The organism is Mesorhizobium sp. B2-3-5 (assembly GCF_006442395.1).
Classification (GTDB): domain Bacteria; phylum Pseudomonadota; class Alphaproteobacteria; order Rhizobiales; family Rhizobiaceae; genus Mesorhizobium.
In genome coordinates, this window is the sequence record NZ_VFVX01000028.1 from 36396 (window position 1) to 55558 (window position 19163).

Genomic DNA, 19163 nt, shown 5'->3' on the forward strand with positions numbered 1-19163 from the left:
GGCGGTTGCCGCCGATAGCGGGTAGTCCTTTGGTTCAGTCAGTCCTGTTCTTCGCCCTCGGCTTTCTCTGTGCCGGCTTTCTGGCGCTGATCGTGGCTCCTGCCGTCTGGCGGCGCGCCGTCACGCTGACCCGCAGGCGCATCGAAGCCTCGATCCCGTTGACGCAATCCGAGATCCAGGCCGACAAGGACCGGATCCGCGCCGAGTATGCCATGACCACGCGCCGCCTCGAAATGAACGTCAAGGCGCTGCGCGAGAAGGCGGCCGAACAACTCGTCGAGATCAATCGCGGCCGCGAGGCGTTGAAGGGGCTGGCGGTCGAGCGCACGGACAAGAATCAGGCGCTCGCCGAACTCGGCGCCAAGAACGAGGCGCTGCGGCAGCGCGAAGAGGAATTGCATCAGCTTTCGGAGCGGCTCAAGGAGACCGAACGCAAGCTGGAGAAGCGGGCGCTCGAGTTCGAAAAGCTGGAGCTCATGTATGATGACGCCAGCTTCTCCTCCAGCAGCCGCCAGATCGAACTCGTGGCGCGCGAATCCGAGTTGCAGAAGCTCGCCAGCGACATTGCGCTGCTGCGCGGCCAGCGCAAGGAAGCAGACCGGCGCCATCAGGAGATCGCGGCCGAAAGCAAGGCCGTGCGCGATGCCCTGAAGGCCGAGAAGAAGAGGGCGGCGGAACTCGACAAGAAGGTTGAACGGCTGCTCGCGACACTCGCCGATCGCGAAGACAAGCTCGATCGCCGCGAAAAGGAATTGGCCCGGCTGCGTGAAAACGCGAAGGCCGAGGACGGCGCGCCGGCCTTGCGGCTGGTCGGCAAGCCGAATGAAGCGGACCGGCATGACGAGGCCAGCAGGCGCGACGACGTGGACCGGGCGATCGCCAAGCTCGACAGTGATCGCGAACGGCTGGAGGCAAGGCTGACGGCGCTGGCGCGTGAGAACAAGCGGCTGAAGGCGGATCTCGCTGCCATGGCATCGTCAGGTTCGACGAATGGCAGCGCCGCGCTGCGCGAGCAGATGAACGAGCTGGCGGCCGAAGTCGTCCACCTGACAGCGAAGCTCGAAGGACCTGACTCGCCGATCGCCAAGGCGCTGGCGGCGCCCACGGACAGCCGATCCGATGGCGGCGACCGCAGCCTCGCCGACCGCGTGCGGGCCTTGCAGAAGGCGGCCGCGAACTGACGCGGTTGTGCGGCTATCGGCGTTGCGCCCGTGACATGGCATCACCATCTGGAAGGCCATGATCCTTTACACGGTGCTCGCGATTGGATGGCTGGCGGCAGGGTACTTCCATCCTGTGCTTTTCGCCCTGCTGGATGGATGGCACGACATCGGTGGTCGACGCGACAAGAATAGCGCGTGATGCGCGCTGGAAGTCTTCGGGTGCTCCTATACCGATGGCCGACGACATGCAGGCCTTCGTCGTGGAAGTTGCACCGAGCGACACCGGCACGACGCGGAGCGCAGGCTTGGCGAAAACACGTCGCGTAGATGCATCACCAAGGCGGCCTGCCTAACGAGGCGAGAAATGATGCAGCGCAATGGCTGAGGCCGCCGCGACATTCAGGCTGTCGAAGCCTTTCGACATGGTGATCCGCACGGTTTGCAGGCGTTCAAGCAGGGTCTCGGGCAGGCCTTCGCCCTCGGTGCCGAGATAAAGCGCCAGGCGCGCGGCTGGCCCTGCATCGCGTATGTCGGTCTTTCCGCGGGGCGAGAGCGCGAATTGTTCAAAGCCCCGTTCGGCGAGCATCGCCGTGAAGCCCGCGGTGTCGGTGAAGGACGCGAAAGGGATCTTGAGCGCGGCGCCGACCGAAACGCGGATCGCCTTGCGATAAAGCGGATCGCAGCATGTCGCATCCATCAATACCGCATCGGCGCCGAAGGCGGCGGCGTTGCGGAAGATCGAGCCCATATTGTCGTGATTGGCAATGCCGACGAGCACCACGACCAAGGCTTGAGCGGGCAAGGCATCCAGCAATGACTCGACCGGTTGCGGCGTCTCCTTTCGGCCGATGGCCAGGATGCCGCGATGCATGTGGAAGCCGGCAATCGCGTCCATAACCGCGCCGGCGACGACGTAGACCGGCAGGTCCGAGGGCGCCTTATGCAATATGTCCTTCAGGCCGCCGAACCGGTTTTCCAGGACCAGCACGGATTCCGCCCCGAAGCGGCCGGACGACAAAAGCAGGTCGAGCACCACCTTGCCTTCGGCGACGAAGCGGCCTTGCCGACCGGCGAGATCGCGTTCGCGGATATCGAGATAGGCTGCGACGCGTGGATCCCGTGGATCGTCGATGCGGATCGGGTCCAAAGATGTCCTTTGCTCAAAGATCCAAAGCGCGGTTGGTGCGTCGGGAAAGACGCACGAACCGTGCTCCTAAAATCGTCAGCGAGGTAAACGGCCGCGGGAGCGTCCGGTCAAGTCCCGGCGCGGCGCAATCTCTGCGCCATCTGGGACAGGTCCTCCTTGCCGCTGCCGAAAATACCGTCCAGCATGACAAGCAGTTCGCGCACCGCATCGGATTTGCAGGAGTAGTAAATCATCTGACGGTCGCGACGGGTGTCCACGAGGTCGAGCGCGCGCAACTTGGCCAAATGCTGCGAGAGCGCGGATTGGCTGAGCATCACCTTTTCGGCGATAGCGCCGACCGACATTTCACCGTCGATCAGATAGCTCATGATCAACAGCCGTTTTTCGTTGCCCATCAGCATAAGAAATTCGGCCGCCGATTCGGCGTTGGCGATTAGCTTTGTCGAGACCATGAATGCCCCATGCTGTTTGCTCATCGAGGCACCATGGGGGCAATGGTGCCTGAATCCATAAATTCACTCGCGAAAGGCCGCTGACGAGTCAGCACCATAGCTAAAGCCTAGAACATTTCTTTCAAATCTCAAGCGTTGCTTTCGATCAAATGCAATTAAATCTCGCTCTGTGTCCGCGCTGCCGCGCTGGCGCTCCTGGCCATATCGACCAGAACGGGCCGCAATTCCCGTGCGGCCGCCAAAGGTTGCGGGAAGAATACCCGGCAAATATTGTCCCCGGACACCAGATCCATGCCATCGGCGTCCAAACCGGCGATGGTCCAGCCGCCACCGGCTACCCCGGCAAAATGATGTGCATAAACGGCGATCGCGTCGAGATGATCGGCATTCATGTGCTCGACGGCGGATTGTTCACTCGCCGCAAGCTCGTCGACGACCGGTCCGCCGGTGACGAGATCGGGCCGATCGAGCAGATAGGCCTTGCCGAAGCCGCCGTTGAGGCTGGCGCGTTGCGGCTCGAGGCGAAAGATGGAGAAGTCGCCAAGTCCGGCATAGAGCCCCGCCTTGGGATTGCGGTTGAGATAGCGGCGCTCGGCGCGGACGTGCGCGTCCGACCCACGTTCGAGCCGTGACGCCTGGCAGATCAGCGTCAGGCGCGGATGGGCCAGAGGGTCGCCCTTGCCTGGCTCGCCGAGCAGCAGCGAACAGCGCGGATCGGCAAGCAAAGCGGGGGTATGCGCCGACAGCATCGACACCAGGATCAGCGGCGCGCCGTCAATGTCGGTGGCCACGCCGACCCGGCTCGCCAGCGGCGATCCGGTTTGCGGCTCCAGGACGGCCAATGCGCCGAAGCGGGCACTGCGCAGAAGTGTTTTCGCCAAGCGGATCGCTTTGGCCTCGGTTTCGCGGATCACGTCCTTCTTTTTATCGTCCAAGGTTGTCGCCCTGTTAAGTTGATTTTTCTATTCCACTTATCAGACGATGATGCCGGTCCTGGCAAGCGCACCCGGCACGTCGTTATCCCAAAAACCGCTCGCACCCTCGGGTCAAGCCCGTGCGCATGCTTTTGGCGACGTGCATTACTTCGGCGCCATGCGGATGGCGCCATCGAGGCGGATGGTCTCGCCGTTGAGCATCTGGTTCTCGATGATGTGCAGGGCAAGGGCGGCATATTCGGATGGTGCGCCGAGGCGGGGCGGGAACGGTACGGCGGCACCGAGCGAATCCTGCACGTCCTGCGGCATGCCGGCCATCATCGGTGTCTTGAAGATGCCTGGTGCGATGGTGCAGACCCGAATGCCCGAACGAGCAAGGTCGCGCGCGACGGGCAGCGTCATGCCGACCACGCCGCCCTTGGAGGCGGAATAGGCCGCTTGGCCGATCTGGCCGTCATAGGCGGCGACCGAGGCGGTGTTGACGATGACGCCGCGCTCGCCGCCTTGCAGCGGCTCGAGCCTGGCGGCGCGGTCGGCGACGAGGCGGATCATGTTGAAGGTGCCGATCAGATTGACCTCGATCACCTTGCGGTACTGGTCGAGCGGATGAGGCCCATCCTTGCCGATCGTCTTCACGCCAATGGCGATGCCGGCGCAGTTGACCAGGATGCGCGGCTCGCCAAGCTTGCCCGTCACCTCGGCGACGGCGGCGGCGCCACTGTCGGCGCTGCTGACGTCGCATTGGACGGCAATACCGCCGATCTCGGCCGCCACTTTTGCGGCGCGGTCGATGCCGACGTCGAAAATGGCGACGCGGGCGCCCTTCGCGGCAAGCGCACGCGCCGTTGCCTCGCCAAGGCCGGAGCCGCCGCCGGTCACGATCGCGATCTGGCCGTTCGGGTTCATGGCGTTATCCTTTCCTGGAGCGGTTCATCGTTTCATGGAAGCGCCGAACCGCTCATCTTTGTTTTGACGCAATTCGTGACGGAAAAACCGTTTCACACTTTTCCTGGAATTGCTCCAAGAGAACAGGGATGGATCAGGCCCAGATCGACGGGCAAGGTCAAGCCATCGCCGACATATGCTCGGCGACCCTGGCCTGACTGGCATGACAGACCTCGCCCGTAAGCCTGGCAACCGCGCCCGGCGTGATCTCATGTGACAGCAGGCGGTCGAGATCGACAGGGCGGGGCATCGAAATCTGGCCGCGCGGAATGCGCTTGAAGCCGAGCGGCCCGTAATAGGGCTCGTCGCCGACCAGCATGACGGCCGGGGCGCCGGCTTTGGCGGCCGCTTCCAGCGCGATCGCCACGAGGCGGCGGCCAATGCCGAGATTCTTGAAGGCAGGCCGCACCGCGAGCGGTCCGAGCATCAGGGCGCGGCCGGCACCGGCGGCGATGCGGGTCATGCGCACCGAAGCGACGACAAGATCGCCATCGACGGCGACAAAGGACAGCGCGCGCTCGTGGCCGCCGGCCTCGCGGATCTTGTAGGCGGCCAGCACGAAACGGCCAGGCCCGAAGGCCTCGTCATTGATGGCTTCGATTTCAGGGTCGTGCGCCGGAGTTTCCGGCAGGTATTTAACGTCGGCAAGGCTCATGGTCTTTGCGATCCGGTCAGGAGGAAAGGTTGCTGCAAACGGCAGCATTCGCCAGTCAGCGCTTCATCAAGCGCGGGCGCCCTTTCGTCGTCGGTCGAACCGGATCAAAGCAAAGTCGAACATGCGGAGTGTCCGCTAGCATCAATTTCCGGCCGCCGCAATCGACCCTTTGCGTGGCCCTATCGATTGACGATCTGTTCAGCCTGGATGATTTCCACCTGGGCCCGTCACGCTCTACATGAGGCGAAAGGCGAAAGGACACCCCATGGGATTGCTGGTCGAAGGCAAATGGCAGGACCGCTGGTACGACACCAAGAGCAGCGGCGGCAAGTTCGTGCGGACGCAATCGCAATGGCGCGACTGGATCACCCGCGACGGTAAGCCCGCCGGAGGCCGCAGCCGTGGCTTCAAGGCGGAGCCTGGCCGCTATCACCTCTATGTTTCGCTCGCTTGCCCTTGGGCGCACCGGACGCTGATCTTCCGCGCACTGAAGAGACTCGACAGCATCATATCGGTGTCGGTCGTGCATCATTTCATGGGCGCCAATGGCTGGACATTCTTGACCGAGGACGGCGCGACCGGCGACTCGCTCTACGGCCTCGATTTCCTGCACCAGATCTACACCAAGGCCGATCCCATCTATTCGGGGCGGGTGACGGTGCCGGTGCTCTGGGACAAAAAGGATGAGACCATCGTCTCCAACGAATCTTCCGAAATCATACGGATGCTCAATTCAGCCTTTGACGAATGGGGCGATGCCAGCCTCGATTTCTACCCGAAGGCCTTGCGCGGCGAGATCGACGCGATCAACGCGCTGGTCTATCCCGCCGTCAATAACGGTGTCTACCGCGCCGGCTTCGCCACCACGCAAGACGCCTATGAGGAAGCGTTCGGCGAGCTGTTCGCGGCGCTCGACACGCTGGAGGATCGGCTATCGACGCAACGCTATCTCGTCGGCGGCCGCATCACCGAGGCCGACTGGCGGCTGTTCACCACGCTGGTGCGTTTCGACCCGGTCTATGTCGGCCATTTCAAGTGCAATTTGCGCCGCATCGCCGATTATCCAAACCTGTCGAACTATCTGCGCGACCTCTATCAGGTGACCGGTGTCGCCGACACGGTGAACCTGCATCACATCAAGGCGCATTATTACGGCAGCCACGAAACGATAAACCCGACGCGGATCGTGCCGGTGGGGCCGGAACTGGACTATGGTGCGCCGCATGACCGGGCGCGGTTCAACGAAGCGGCCTGATTTACCAGTAGGACGATACGACTTCACCTCCAAAAACCTCGGCGATCCGTCGCAAAGTCGCCGGCGTCGTGCCTTGCGGCAGGTGGTCGAGCGGGAAAAAGCCGGCCTCGGCGATCTCGTGATCAGGCAGCTTCGGTGTCGTTTGGCTGAACTGCTCGATCAGATAGAAACCGACATGGTCGCGGCGGCTGGCGCGGCGGTTGAAATGCATCGATTTGAAAACCGGCGGCGTGGTCATCGCGATGTTGCCTTCCTCGGCCAGTTCGCGGGCCAGTGCCTCGGCCATCGTCTCACCGACCTCGACGCCGCCGCCGGGAAGCTGCCAGCCGGGCACATAGGTGTGGCGTATGAGAAAGACGGAGTTGGAGGCGGTGTCGAAAACGAGACCGCGCACACCGAGCGTCATCGGTCGCCGCAGCACGAAATAGAGATGGAACAGCCTTGCCCTGAACCCCGCCCAACCTGTCTGGCGGAAGGCGTCTTCCGGGTCCGCCATCAGGTGCGAAACCGGGGGTGGAAAGACAAGCTGTTGTGGAAAGGGGGGCGCCGGTCGCCTATGAAGGATCCATGTTCAGGCTCGCGCATATTTCCGATGTCCATCTGGGGCCGCTCCCCGATGTATCCTATCGCGATCTCGCCTCCAAGCGCGTGCTCGGCTACGTCAACTGGCAACGTAATCGCCGCCGCCACATGCATGATGCCGTCATCGACAGCATCGTCGCCGACGTCAAGGCGCAAAATCCGGACCATCTCGCCGTCACCGGCGACCTCGTCAATCTGGCGCTCGATGGCGAGATCGAGATGGCCAAGCATTGGCTGGAGACGCTGGGACCGCCGCACGACGTTTCGGTGGTTCCAGGAAACCACGATGCCTACGTGCCCGGCGCCTTCGACAAGATCTGCCGGTCGTGGGCCGCCTGGATGAGCGGGGACGGCGTCAACACACCGGTCGATCGCAATGCATTCCCCTATCTGCGCGTGCGGGACAATGTCGCGCTGATCGGGGTCTCGACGGCGCGCGCCACGGCCCCCTTCATGGCCAACGGCTTCTTCATGGAACGGCAGGCGGAGCGGCTCGGCAAGATCCTTCGCGACACCGGCGGGCAAGGCCTGTTTCGCGCCATCATGATCCACCATCCGCCGGTGCGCGGCGCCGTCTCCCAGCACAAGCGGCTGTTCGGCATCGCGCGCTTCCACAAGATCATCCGCCGGCACGGCGCCGAACTCGTCCTGCACGGCCATTCGCATCTGCCGTCGCTGTTCCAGATCGGGGCCCGCAGTGCCAAGGTTCCGGTGGTCGGTGTCGCCGCGGCCGGCCAGGCGCCGGGCGGCAAGCATCCGGCAGCACAATACAATCTGTTCGATATCGATGGCGAAAAAGGCGATTGGCGCATCCGCCTGACGCGGCGCGGGCTGACCGGACCCGCAATACCGCCCGCCGACCTGCAGACGCTGGAGATCGGCGTCGAGGCCGCGGCGGCTACCGCCGCAGGCTGAGCCCCATCGCCACGAGGCGGTCCCAGAACAGGGCGATCGACACAGCCAGGCCGACCAGGGCGCCGGCGGCGATCAGGCCAACGCCAGACAGGAAGGCCGACCAGCCCTTGCCGTGTTGCGGCGATCGCAGCGGCGGCTCGGCTTCCGCCACCTCGGCCCGCCTGATGCCGGCCACGGCCGGTTCGACCCCGCCTTCCATCATCCTCTGGCGTTCGACGATGCGCTCGGCGACGTAGCGTGTGACGGAATCGGCAACCGACTTCATCTCGGTCGATTCAGCCAGCACCACGCGGCCGATGCGAGTGTCCTTGAGGAAGCGGTAGGTTCGGCGGTCGCGCCCCATGGCGACATGGCTGACGGCGTCGATCCACAGGCGCGGCTGCAGTCCGGAGGAAACGACGAAGTCGAAATTGTCCATGTCGGCCGGAACATCGGCGAAGACGGGCGCGAGTTCGGCGGCCAGCAGATCGAGGCGCATGCGATGCGCCTCGCGCATGTCGACGACGACATCGTCGCGATCGGCGAAGGCATTCTTCACATCACGGATGGCATCCGAGAGTTTCCCTGACGGATCGATCTTTTCGCCTGCGTCCTTCATCGGCGTCTGCCTCGCGGGTTTGGTTAACAGCGAGTTAACACAGACGCCGGCAAAATGCACTGGCGAGATCACAGGGATCGGGGGCGCCCAGCGGATGCCGGATGCGAAAAAGTCAACCGGTCGCGGCGATGAGTTTCGGGCGCGGCGGCCTGGCGCGGCGGCTCGTATTGCGCCGAATGATGCTTGCAACCAGATCAGGCGCTTCCTCGATCAGCATATGGCCGGCCTCCAGCACGTGATGCACATGAAAGTGCGCCGGCAGGTCATCCGACTGGGTAATGGGCAGCACCGCGTCGTCACTTCCCCACGCCACCATGACCGGCATGGTCAGCCTGTCCAACTGGTCACGCGGGATGACACCCTGCCGGTCGTCCCTGGTCATGGCGGCAGCGATCTCGACGAGTTTCCGCAACTGGCCAGGTCGCCCGCGCATGTCGCGGAGGACGTCGATGGTGTGATCGAATGGCCGGGTCAGTGGACCCGACATGGCGGCGAGGCACGCCCGGATCTCGGACAGGTCCTTTGCGGCGGCAAAGCGGCGCAACAGCGGGCCGTTGATCTCGGGGCCGAAGCCGCCGGGCGCCAGAAGTTTCAGCGAGGCCACCTTTTCCGGCTCTGCCAGCGCCATCAGCGCCGCCACTGCGCCGCCCATCGAGTGGCCGACCAGATGAACGCGCTTCAGTGCCCGTGCGGAGAGATCGGCCAGAATGGCCCTTGCCGCCACTTTGGCCGGGCCGGCACCCGGGAAATCGAGCGAGAGCCCGTGGCCCGGCAAATCATAGGCAAGCGTGCGAGCGGGAGGCGCAAGCAACGAGATCACCTCGCGCCAGACATCGTGGCAGCCGCCGAAACCATGCAGCAGGACGATGGCCTTCGAGCCAACACCCTGTTCGGCGGCATGAAGCGATGCGACCATGAATCTGAAAGCTTTATTGCGGGCGTTGGGAATGCGGCTGGATTGCTCCTTGTCCAGCGCGATGGCCAGTAAAATTTTCGCGATTGGCGGGAGCTGTCGACAGCAGGCCGGCCTTTTTGAGTTCTTGTCCCCGCATGTCGCTATCCCACCCGTCGGCCCCTCGACGCGACATGCTAGCTCGCATTGCCGAGCCCGGCCGCGCGCAAAGCGCCAACCAGCCGCTCGATCAGATCGGCCGGGTATTTTCGGTCGATGAAGGTCGCGCGTGGATTGGCGGAGAATTTCGGGAATTTGACGGTCAGCTCATCGAGCAGCTTGTGCGCCAGCTTGTCCTGACCGGCGATCCTGGCGCCGATCAGGCGGGCGGCGAGATAGTGTGATTTCGTTGCGGTTGTTCTCAGCGAGGAACTGGCGATCGCGGCCTTGTTCGTGTCGCCAAGCATGAGTTCGCCGGCGAAAAGTCCGAAGTCCCACCATGTCGGATGACCGCTTGATGCGTCGACCGCATGGGCCAGGATCGGCGTGCCCTCGGCGTATCGCCCGGCGAAAATCAGGCCGTAGCCATAAGCGGCGGCCATGGCGAGATCGTAGGGGTTGAGGTCATAGGCCTTGCGCATCCAGCGCAGCGCTTCGTCGGCGTTGCCAAGACGCGAATTGATGTAGCCGTAGGAGCGATGCGCATAGGGGCTGGTCGGTCCCATCTGCACGGCGCGATGGGCGAATGTCATCGCCTTCTCGACCGTCGCATCCGGCGGATAGGCGTAGTGGTCGTTCACTGCTTCCAGGTGCAGCGAGGCGAGCTCCGAATAGACCAGCGGTGATTTGGCGCCATTCTCGGCAAGGGTTTCGAGGCAGCGATAGGCGGCCTCGTGAGTCTGGGCGTTCTGGTCGAGATAATATTTGTCGTTGAGCAGCAGGCACTGCGTCAGCGCGGTCTGAATGCCGCTCTGCTCGATATAGCTGTAGATCGTGCCAGACGCGGGCAGCGCCGAACTCAGGATGCCGGCGATACGGTCCTCGATGGCGGATGGCGCGCTGTCGGTGGCCTCCAGGTTGCGCGACATAAGCACCCGTCCGGTCGCCACGCTCTGCAGTTCGATGGTGATATCGCCCGCGTCCGGTCCAGGCAGGATGTCGAAGATGAAGCTCGTCGCGCTGGCGACCGGATCAGTCTCGTCGACGGTGTCGCGACCGATGAAGTCGATCGTATCGAAGCCGCTCAGGCCGGCGCGCAGCGAAGCGGCGACACGGCTGGCGTCAGGGCCATCGGCCTTGACGGCGATATAGACGAGCGGCAAGGCCTCACGCGTGGAGGACGGCGCGATGCTGCTGGTCAGGCCGGTGGCCTCGAACGTAGCGGGGATCTCGCCGCCCGCCAGCAGGACGCCGCCGCCCTGACGCAGGATCAGAACACCGAGCATGGCGATGACCAGGGCGATCGCCATCCAGAAGAACCTGAGGTGGCGCGCCACCGAGGGCGCCGGTGCGGCAGCCGGTGCCAGCAATGCAGCGGCCGCAATGGCATCGCCGGCAGCGCCGGAGTGCTCGGCCGGTACCGTTGCCGCGTCCGGCCGCCCGGCGGGTTTCGCCGTTTCCGGCAGACGGATCGCGTTGAGTTCATAAGCGGGGACGTAGCCGCCGCGCGGGATCGCGATGCGAACCGGCTCGGCGATGCCTTCATTGGCGAAATACTGCTGCAGCAACTCGCGCAGCCTGCCAGCCTGCACCCGCACGACGGCGTCGGTCGACGGATCGAAATCGCCGTCCTTGCCGAAGACATCCATGGCAATGGAAAAGCCCTTGAGCCTGTCGGCCTCGCCGGCCTGTTCGCGTTCGACAAGATAACGGAGCAATTTGCGCGCACGCTCGGACCTTCCGAACGTTTCGCTGGCAAGCAGTCGCTCTAATGTCTCGCGCACTGCGGGGGCGGCAGGCGTGGCATGCTGCAAGTGTCGATCCTTTCGAAGTCGGCACAGGTTAAGCCACGATCATATAGTGCCCGCATCGCCACACAAGTACGCACCCATTATGCGATCGCGTACCTAACGGGATAATTTTCCGGTGGTTAATGGCCGGGGCCGCCGCTGGCTACAGAATAACGGTCGCGAGGCGCGGCCAGGCCTTGTTCGGGCTCGAAAAATGCCGACACGAGAGGCCGGTGCGGCCTCTCGCGCCGATCATCGGCGGACGCTATCCTGCCTTGCGGCTCACGATACGGTTGGCGGCCGACATCACCGCTTCCAGCGAGGCTGCGACGATGTTGGTGTTGATGCCTGCGCCGAATAATTTGCCCCCGGGATATTCCATCTCGACATAGGAGATGGCCGAGGCATTGGAGCCGCGCTGCATCGAGTGTTCGGAATAGTCGAGCACCGACATTTCGACGCCGACATGGCGCGACAGCGCGTCGACGAAGCCATCGATCGGGCCGGTGCCCGTGCCGGTGATGGTCACCTCCTTGCCATTGTCGAGGATGACCGCCTCGACCACCCGCCGGCCCTTCACCTCGGTGTCGGGATAAGTGTGGTGGTCGAGGAATTTCAGGCGCGCGCCCGGCTGGTCGACATAGGTCTCGAGGAAGCGCTCATAAATGCGCTTGGCCGGAACCTCCTTGCCCTCGGCATCGGTGATCGCCTGGATCGCCTGGCTGAACTCGATCTGCAGGTTGCGCGGCAGGTTGAGGCCGTAATCGGCCTGCAGCACATAGGCGATGCCGCCCTTGCCCGACTGCGAGTTGATGCGGATGATGGCCTCGTAGCTGCGGCCGACATCGGCCGGGTCGATCGGCAGGTAAGGCACTTCCCACAGGCTGGTGTTGGCTTTCTTCAAGGCCTTAATGCCCTTGTTGATGGCATCCTGGTGCGAGCCGGAAAACGCCGTGTGGACGAGTTCGCCGACATAGGGGTGGCGCTCGGGGATCTTCAGCTGGTTCGAGTATTCGTAGACGTCCTTCATCCGGTTGATGTCGGAACAGTCGATGCCCGGATCGACGCCTTGGGTGTACATGTTGAGCGCCAGCGTGACGATGTCGACATTGCCGGTGCGCTCGCCGTTGCCGAACAGCGTGCCTTCGACGCGGTCGGCGCCGGCCATCAGCCCGAGCTCGGTTGTGGCGATGCCGGTGCCGCGATCATTGTGCGGATGCAACGAGATGATCAGGTTTTCGCGGTTGTCGAGATTGCGGCACATCCATTCGATGCGGTCGGCATAGACATTGGGCGTCGACATCTCGACCGTCGACGGCAGGTTGATGATCAGCTTGTTGTCTGGTGTCGGCCTGACGATCTCGGTGACGGCATTGCAGATTTCCAGCGCCACCTCGAGTTCGGTGCCGGTAAAGCTCTCCGGCGAATATTCGAAGCGATAGCCGCCGCCGGCCTTGGCCGCCATGTCGGTGATCATCTTGGCCGCGTCGGTGGCGATGCGCTTGATGCCGCCGACATCCTTCTCGAAGACGACGCGGCGCTGCAATTCGCTGGTCGAATTGTAGAAATGCACGATCGGGTTGGTGGCGCCCTTGAGCGCCTCGAAGGTACGGGTGATCAGCTCGGGCCGGCACTGCACCAGCACCTGCAGCGACACGTCGGCGGGCACATTGCCTTCCTCGATGCACCAGCGGGCGAAGTCGAAATCCGTCTGCGAGGCCGAGGGGAAGCCGATCTCGATCTCCTTGAAACCCATGTCGAGCAACAGCGCGAACATGCGCGCCTTGCGCTCATGGCCCATCGGGTCGATCAGCGCCTGATTGCCGTCGCGCAGGTCGACCGAACACCAGATCGGCGCCTTGTCGATGACCTTCGAAGGCCAGGTTCGGTCGGTGAGGCCGACGGTGGGATAGGGTTGATATTTGCGGGCCGCGCCCGGCATGCCCCGGGCTGACCCCGTCATGCCCCGGGCCGACTCGGTCATGCCCATATCCTTGCCGGCTGCCGCGGCGTCAGGGCGGATTTCTTCTCGTGCGTTCATCGTCTTGTTCTCCCGGCGGCCCTCGGATCCGCCTCGGACGGATTGATGGCGAGTGGCGCCTTTACCAGATTTTCGTTCGCTTGATGTGACCGCCAATTTTGAGACTGGCTAAGGAGCATGCGCTTGCGCGACGGTTCGACCGCCGGGCGCTCCTTCAGCGAACCCGGCGATCGCCGATAAGGCCGAGAAGAAGCAGCGTCGAGGCCAGCGCGCGCACGGTCTCGCCGGCAAAGCCGGTCTGACGAGAAGCGGTGGTGGCGCGCGTGTTCATGGCGGTTCTCATACAGGAGCGGCCTGTGGGAGGCAAGCGGGGCCGGCATACGCCGCATATTATCCCTATTGCGGATGCTCTTCCCCGCGCGCCGCAAATGCGCCAGACTTGAGCGCCGGCGGGGCTGCGGTGCTCAGCCGTGGAGAGGGGTTGTCCATGAATTTCGTGTTCTTCTCGCCGCATTTTCCCGCCAACGGCGCCGATTTCTGCGACCGGCTGAAGAAGGCCGGCGCCACGGTGCTCGGCATTGGCGACGCGCCCTATGACGCGCTTGACCGCAAGCTCAAAGCGGCCCTTTCGGAATATTATCGCCTCCCCGACATGGAGGACTACGATCCGGTGTTCCGGGCGATGGGGCATTTCATCCACAAATGGGGCCGCATCGACCGGTTCGAATCGCTCAACGAGCATTGGCTGGAGCTGGAAGCCAACATCCGCACCGATTTCAACATCTATGGCACCAAGCTCGATTTCGTGAAGAATTTGAAGCGCAAGAGCCGCATGCGCGCCTTTTTCCGCAAAAGCGGCGTCGAGACCATCGCGCAGCGCAAATGCTCCGACAGGGCGGGGGCCATGACCTTCATCCGCCGCGTCGGCTATCCCGTGGTGGTAAAGCCGGATTCGGGCTCCGGCGCCTCGAACACTTTCAAGATCTCCAATGCCAGGGAGCTCGACCAGTTCTTCCGGGACAAGCCCGAGGATGTGACCTTCGTCATGGAGCAGTTCATCGAGGGGCTGGTGGTGACCTATGACGGGCTGGTCAACCGCGACGGCGAAGTGGTGCTGGCGGCCAGCCACCGCTACGACCAGAGCGTCATGGAGGTGGTCAACAAGGACCGACACATGAGCTACACCTGCTTTCCCCACATCAGGCCCGTGGTCGAGGAAGCCGGCCGCAAGATCCTGAAGGCATTCGATGTGCGCGAGCGCTTTTTCCATATAGAGCTGTTCGAGACCCGGGATGATCGGATCATCGCGCTGGAGGTCAACATGCGGCCGCCCGGCGCCTGGATGACGGACGCGATCAACTACACGTTCGATATCGATGTCTATGCGGCATGGGCCGACATGGTGGTCAAGGACGCCGCTGGCGGGCCCTATGAGGGCAAGTATTTCACCGCCTATGCCAGCCGCAAGCGGCACCTCCACTATTTGCACAGCCATGAGGACGTGCTAGCCGCCCACAAGGACAAGATCGTCCATCATCAACCGATAGAAGAGGTTTTCAGCCGCGCCATGGGAAATTACGCCTACCAGATGCGCTCTAAGGATCAGGTGGCGCTGCGCGAGGCGGTCGCCTATATCCACGCGGAAAAGGCTTGAAGCCGATGGATATTTCCTATCACAAGGCTTTCGCCCGCAATCTCGGCCGCGACATGGAATACAAGCGCTACGGCCATGCCGGCCGGCCGGTGGTGGTGTTTCCGACCTCGCAGGGGCGTTTCTACCAGTTCGAGGATTCTGGCGGGGTGGGCGCGCTAGCCGAGTTCATCGACACCGGTCGCATCCAGCTGTTCACGGTCGACGGCATCGATTCGGAATCCTTCTTCGACAAGCATGCCGATAAGGCGCATCGCATCGGCCGCCATGAGGCCTATTTCCGCTATGTGCGCGAGGAGGCACTGCCGGAGTTCCTCGCCACGGCGGCGCAGGCCAATGGCGGGCGCAAGCTGAAGCCGCTGTTTTCAGGCTGTTCGATGGGCGGCTATCATTCCTCGAACTTCGTCTTCCGCTTTCCGGAACTGGCCAGCGGCGTCATCGCGCTGTCGGGCGTCTATTCGGCCCGCGATTTCTTCGGCAAGGCGCTGGAGGGCGACATCTTCTACAACTCGCCGCTCGATTACCTGCCCGGGATCGTCGACCCGAAGCTGCTGGCCCGGCTGAAGGCGCTCAGGCTGATCTTCTGCTGCGGGCAGGGCGCCTGGGAAGAGCGCATGCTGGTGGAGACGCGCCAGCTCGAACAGATCCTGCGCCACAAATCCATTCCCGCCTGGGTCGACTATTGGGGCGGCGACGTCAGCCATGACTGGCCGTGGTGGCACAAGCAGCTGGTCTATTTCTTCGGCCGCTGGCTGGATGAGGATCTGATGCACAGGCTGGATTGAACTCCAAGCCGGCTCGGTCAGGAGAGCGATGGAGAAGGTACCTATTCCCGGATGGTTCTGGCCACCAGCCGCGCGACGCTCGGGCCGACAAGCAGGACGATCAGGAAGCGCGCCGACTGCAGCGCCATGACGAAGGAGATGTCGACATGCTGCGCGGCGGCGGCGATGATCGCCACGCTGTCCATGCCGCCTGGGCTCGTCGCGAGATAGGCCGTCAGCGGGTCGATGCCAAGCACGCGGCTGATGACGAAGGCGAGCCCGCCGCAAAAGGCGATCAGCGCCACGATCGAGGCGATGATCTGTGGCAGCGCGCGTGTCGCGTGGCGCAGGATCGGCCTGGTGAAATTCAGCCCGATCGACCAGCCGACCATGGCGTAGCTGATTGCCAGCAGCCAGGGCGGCAACTGCATCCCGACGCCGAGGCCGAGATGGATGACGGCGCCGAAGATGAAGGTGCCGAGGAAAAAGGGCGAGGGCAGCCGGCAGAGCTTTCCCGCCAGCCCGCCGACCAGCGCGATGCCGATGGTGGCGGCGAAGGCCTTCCCATCGATCGCCGGAAACCAGATGACGGGCGGGATTTCGACGCCCGACGTGTCGACCCACATCTTGGCGACGAGAGCCGCCGTCATCGACACGAAGATGACGCGCAGATACTGCATGAAGGCGACAAGCCGCTGATCGGCACCAAAGGCGCCTGCCATCAGCACCATGGCGGTGGCGGCACCAGGCGAGGAACCCCAGACGGCGGTGGTGCCGGGCAGGATGCGCCAACGGCTGATCAGCCAGCCAAGCAGGCTGGAGGCCGCGACCGTGGCGATCACCACGCCAAGAAACAGCGGCCACTCGGCGTAGAAGACGGGAAAGATGTCGGCCGAGATCGAGGCGGCGACGAGGCAGCCGACAACTGCCTGGGCGGAACCGAACAAAAGGCGCGGCACGCGCACGGTGGCGCCATTGGTCCCTGCGATGATGGCCGCCAGCATCGGCCCGATCAGCAGCGCCGCCGGCATAACGGCGAGTTCGAAGGCTCCGGCGAACAAGGTCGAGATGACGAGGAGGATCAGCCATTGCCAAGGCTTGCGCAAACGCGCGATGCGCTCGGTGACGGGCGGATCCGGGATTGGCTGCTCGGGCGAGGAATCCATCTTCTGGTCTTAGACCGAGGCACGAAAAATGCGAACCCCGTATACCTAAAAGAGTATGTTTCCGCGCTTCAGCCTTGCTGTCTAGGGGCTCCGGGTCAGAGCTTTCGAATAGGGCCTGAGTAGCGGGCTACAATATTGTCCGTAGTCAACAAGGTAATGCCTTCTATATTAGCCTGAGCTACAAGGATTCGATCGAAGGGGTCTCTGTGGATCGGCGGAAGTCCATCGACGGCAACGGCGTGCTCGCTGGTGACGGGCAACTCACGATAGCCGTTGTCGAAAAGGCCTCGCCTCAGTAAGCGCGGGTCCACAGTGAAGTCGTCTCGCCCAAGCCCTCGTTTGATCGCCACTTCCCACAGGCTGGCAGCGCTGAACAGCAATTCGTTCGACGGGTCTTCAATCTCGGCGAGGGCAGCAAGGGGCAGCCGGTCCGGTTCGCTGGCCGCCCACAACAGCAAATGGGTGTCGAGCAGCAGCTTCACGTCTTGATGCCGAACAGTTGCTCGATCTCCTCACTGCCCATGCGGTCGAAATCGTCGGGGACAGAAAACCGTCCGGCCATGAAGCCGACCCGCCGTATCTGCGCCGAAGCCGGCTGATCGATGGGCACGACTTTGACCAACGGCTTGCCTGCCTTGGCGATAATAAACGGCTCACCTTTGGCGGCCCGGTCAACGAGACGCGACAAGTTGGTCTTTGCGTTATGAATGTTCACAGTTTGCATCGGGATTGTCCCAGCGGACTTAGTCCACAGAACTTAGTCTTTTCCACCAATGTTGCAAGTACATAATCGGGACGAGCCGACAGCAGCAATGCCGGAGCCCTGAAGATCAATGGACCAAGAGCAAATGCGCGGAGCTGCGCCCTGTGCGCTTCGCCTTGAAGCTTCCGACAGGATCAGCCCGTCTTACCGTCGGCCAACCCAAAGCCGCCGACAGGATGGGTCTCCACCTGAAATTCGAACCCGGCGATGAAGGGCCGGGCCTTGGCGATGGTCGCCTGGACTTCCGGAAGCTGCAGCGAGGCCTTGTGGCTTGCCTGATCCGCCCACACTTCGGTGACCCAGATCGCATCGGCGTCGGCCGGGTCGGTGGCGATGATATAACTCAGGCAGCCGGGCAGGGCGACCGTGCTTGCACGAAGCAAATCCATGACCTCGTCGCGCTGGCCGCGTGCCGCCCGCATCTTGCCGATCAGTCCGTACATTCCCTTCGTCTCCCTTTGAAGTCTCCGACAAGAGTAGGCGGATCGCCAGTATGCAGTTCGCCGGTCACGGCATCAACTGGCCGCCATTCACCTCGATCACCTGGCCGGTGATGTAGCCGCTCAGGAGATCGGACGAGAGGAACAGATAGGCGCCGACGCAGTCTTCGGCGGTGCCGGCGCGCCCTTGCGGAATGGTGGCGACCATGCCCTTCATCTGTTCGTCGGTCGAATAGCGCTCGTGGAAGGGTGTGAGGATGGTGCCCGGCGCCACGGCGTTGACGCGGATGCCGAAGCCGATCAGCTCCTTGGCCATGCCGCGCGTCAGGTTGGAGACGAAGGCCTTGGCCGAGCCGTAGAGGCCGGCGCCGCCGCCGGCGCCATTGCGCGCGGCGATCGACGAAGTGTTGACGATGAAGCCGCCCTGCTTCTTCAGCCACGGCATCGCCTTGCGCGAGGCGGTCAGCACCGAACGCGCGTTGAGGTCCATCACCGCGTCGTAATGCGCCTCGGTCTGCTCGGCGTAAGGCACGCGGCCGAGCATGCCACCGGCATTGTTGACCAGCCCGTCAAGGCGCCCGAAGTGCCGCGCGCTGTCCTCGACGACGCGCTCGACATCGGCGGCAACGGAGAAATCTCCCTGGACGAGGAAGACCTCGCCGCCATTCCCGGTGATCGTCTTGGCGAGCTTTTCGGCCGCCTCATGGCTCGAATTGTAATGCAGCCCTATCCGGCACTTCTGAGCGGCGTAGGCCAGCACCAAAGCCGCGCCTATGCCGGTCGAGGCGCCGGTGACCAGCACCGCCTTGCCGGCGAGATCGGGGATGGTGAGCGCGGTCGTGGCGGGCAATGCCGGTCCTCCGGAGGTTCAACGGGACCAGTCGTTCCCGGCCCGTGGTCAAGACTGTGC

General features: G+C 63.4%; 21 protein-coding genes. 6 read left to right on the plus strand and 15 right to left on the minus strand.

The features are described 5' to 3' along the window. Positions 1-29 precede the first annotated feature (29 nt). Positions 30-1181 (plus strand): hypothetical protein, encoded by a 1152-nt coding sequence (locus FJ958_RS24530; RefSeq protein ID WP_140746330.1) that lies wholly within the window; start codon positions 30-32, stop codon positions 1179-1181. Between the two features lie 58 nt (positions 1182-1239). Beyond that, the gene (locus tag FJ958_RS32475; RefSeq protein WP_281406684.1) at positions 1240-1362 is read left to right on the plus strand and encodes a hypothetical protein; all 123 of its coding nucleotides are present in this window, start codon (positions 1240-1242) and stop codon (positions 1360-1362) included. 150 nt (positions 1363-1512) lie between these two features. Here the strand turns inward: FJ958_RS32475 and FJ958_RS24535 are convergent, their stop codons facing one another. The 5 genes from FJ958_RS24535 to FJ958_RS24555 all read right to left on the minus strand — a co-directional run bounded on the left by FJ958_RS24535 (position 1513) and on the right by FJ958_RS24555 (position 5297). Continuing rightward, entirely contained in the window at positions 1513-2310 is a 798-nt protein-coding gene (locus FJ958_RS24535) for an RNA methyltransferase (protein ID WP_140746333.1), read from the minus strand. A 107-nt stretch (positions 2311-2417) separates the two neighbouring features. Continuing rightward, positions 2418-2762, minus strand: coding sequence for a metalloregulator ArsR/SmtB family transcription factor (locus tag FJ958_RS24540; RefSeq protein ID WP_140610792.1), 345 nt, complete (start codon positions 2760-2762; stop codon positions 2418-2420). 155 nt (positions 2763-2917) lie between these two features. Further along, positions 2918-3697 carry a HugZ family protein gene (locus FJ958_RS24545; protein ID WP_140746335.1) on the minus strand — a complete coding sequence of 260 codons (780 nt, stop codon included), beginning with the start codon at positions 3695-3697 and terminating at the stop codon, positions 2918-2920. 144 nt (positions 3698-3841) lie between these two features. Then, positions 3842-4603, minus strand: a complete 762-nt coding sequence (locus FJ958_RS24550; protein WP_140746338.1) for a 3-hydroxyacyl-CoA dehydrogenase — start codon at positions 4601-4603, stop codon at positions 3842-3844. A gap of 157 nt (positions 4604-4760) precedes the next feature. After that, positions 4761-5297, minus strand: coding sequence for an N-acetyltransferase (locus FJ958_RS24555; protein ID WP_140746341.1), 537 nt, complete (start codon positions 5295-5297; stop codon positions 4761-4763). A gap of 265 nt (positions 5298-5562) precedes the next feature. Here FJ958_RS24555 and FJ958_RS24560 point away from each other — a divergent pair, with 265 nt between their 5' ends. Beyond that, positions 5563-6552: a glutathione S-transferase family protein gene (locus FJ958_RS24560; protein ID WP_140746344.1), complete on the plus strand. Its 990-nt coding sequence runs from the start codon at positions 5563-5565 to the stop codon at positions 6550-6552. Position 6553: 1 nt separating this feature from the next. Here the strand turns inward: FJ958_RS24560 and FJ958_RS24565 are convergent, their stop codons facing one another. Continuing rightward, complete coding sequence (locus tag FJ958_RS24565; protein WP_140746347.1) at positions 6554-7048, minus strand: NUDIX domain-containing protein; 495 nt, start codon at positions 7046-7048, stop codon at positions 6554-6556. A 71-nt stretch (positions 7049-7119) separates the two neighbouring features. Here FJ958_RS24565 and FJ958_RS24570 point away from each other — a divergent pair, with 71 nt between their 5' ends. Beyond that, positions 7120-8049, plus strand: a complete 930-nt coding sequence (locus tag FJ958_RS24570; protein WP_140746350.1) for a metallophosphoesterase — start codon at positions 7120-7122, stop codon at positions 8047-8049. On the opposite strand, the gene FJ958_RS24575 is transcribed toward FJ958_RS24570, so the two are convergent. The 4 genes from FJ958_RS24575 to leuA all read right to left on the minus strand — a co-directional run bounded on the left by FJ958_RS24575 (position 8033) and on the right by leuA (position 13430). Then, complete coding sequence (locus FJ958_RS24575; RefSeq protein ID WP_140746353.1) at positions 8033-8647, minus strand: hypothetical protein; 615 nt, start codon at positions 8645-8647, stop codon at positions 8033-8035. The genes FJ958_RS24570 and FJ958_RS24575 overlap by 17 nt on opposite strands. A 112-nt stretch (positions 8648-8759) precedes the next feature. Then, positions 8760-9563, minus strand: a complete 804-nt coding sequence (locus FJ958_RS24580; protein ID WP_140746356.1) for an alpha/beta fold hydrolase — start codon at positions 9561-9563, stop codon at positions 8760-8762. A 173-nt stretch (positions 9564-9736) separates the two neighbouring features. After that, a complete protein-coding gene (locus FJ958_RS24585; RefSeq protein WP_140746359.1) occupies positions 9737-11512 on the minus strand; it encodes a hypothetical protein in 1776 nt (591 codons plus the stop codon). Between the two features lie 241 nt (positions 11513-11753). Then, positions 11754-13430, minus strand: coding sequence for a 2-isopropylmalate synthase (gene leuA / locus FJ958_RS24590; RefSeq protein WP_181176503.1), 1677 nt, complete (start codon positions 13428-13430; stop codon positions 11754-11756). Between the two features lie 526 nt (positions 13431-13956). Here leuA and FJ958_RS24600 point away from each other — a divergent pair. Next, positions 13957-15123 (plus strand): ATP-grasp domain-containing protein, encoded by a 1167-nt coding sequence (locus tag FJ958_RS24600; RefSeq protein ID WP_140746365.1) that lies wholly within the window; start codon positions 13957-13959, stop codon positions 15121-15123. Between the two features lie 5 nt (positions 15124-15128). Then, entirely contained in the window at positions 15129-15905 is a 777-nt protein-coding gene (locus FJ958_RS24605; protein WP_140746368.1) for an alpha/beta hydrolase-fold protein, read from the plus strand. 41 nt (positions 15906-15946) lie between these two features. Here FJ958_RS24605 and FJ958_RS24610 read toward each other — a convergent pair whose 3' ends face one another. From FJ958_RS24610 to FJ958_RS24630, 5 genes are all read right to left on the minus strand, one after another. Then, a complete protein-coding gene (locus FJ958_RS24610) occupies positions 15947-17050 on the minus strand; it encodes an AbrB family transcriptional regulator (RefSeq protein ID WP_140746371.1) in 1104 nt (367 codons plus the stop codon). A gap of 95 nt (positions 17051-17145) precedes the next feature. After that, the gene (locus FJ958_RS24615; RefSeq protein ID WP_140746374.1) at positions 17146-17532 is read right to left on the minus strand and encodes a type II toxin-antitoxin system VapC family toxin; all 387 of its coding nucleotides are present in this window, start codon (positions 17530-17532) and stop codon (positions 17146-17148) included. Further along, a complete protein-coding gene (locus FJ958_RS24620; RefSeq protein WP_140746377.1) occupies positions 17529-17774 on the minus strand; it encodes a type II toxin-antitoxin system prevent-host-death family antitoxin in 246 nt (81 codons plus the stop codon). Before FJ958_RS24620 ends, FJ958_RS24615 begins: the two co-directional genes overlap by 4 nt. Before the next feature lie 173 nt (positions 17775-17947). Beyond that, entirely contained in the window at positions 17948-18256 is a 309-nt protein-coding gene (locus FJ958_RS24625; protein ID WP_140746380.1) for a putative quinol monooxygenase, read from the minus strand. A 64-nt stretch (positions 18257-18320) separates the two neighbouring features. Next, a complete protein-coding gene (locus FJ958_RS24630; RefSeq protein WP_140746383.1) occupies positions 18321-19103 on the minus strand; it encodes an SDR family oxidoreductase in 783 nt (260 codons plus the stop codon). Positions 19104-19163 lie beyond the last annotated feature (60 nt).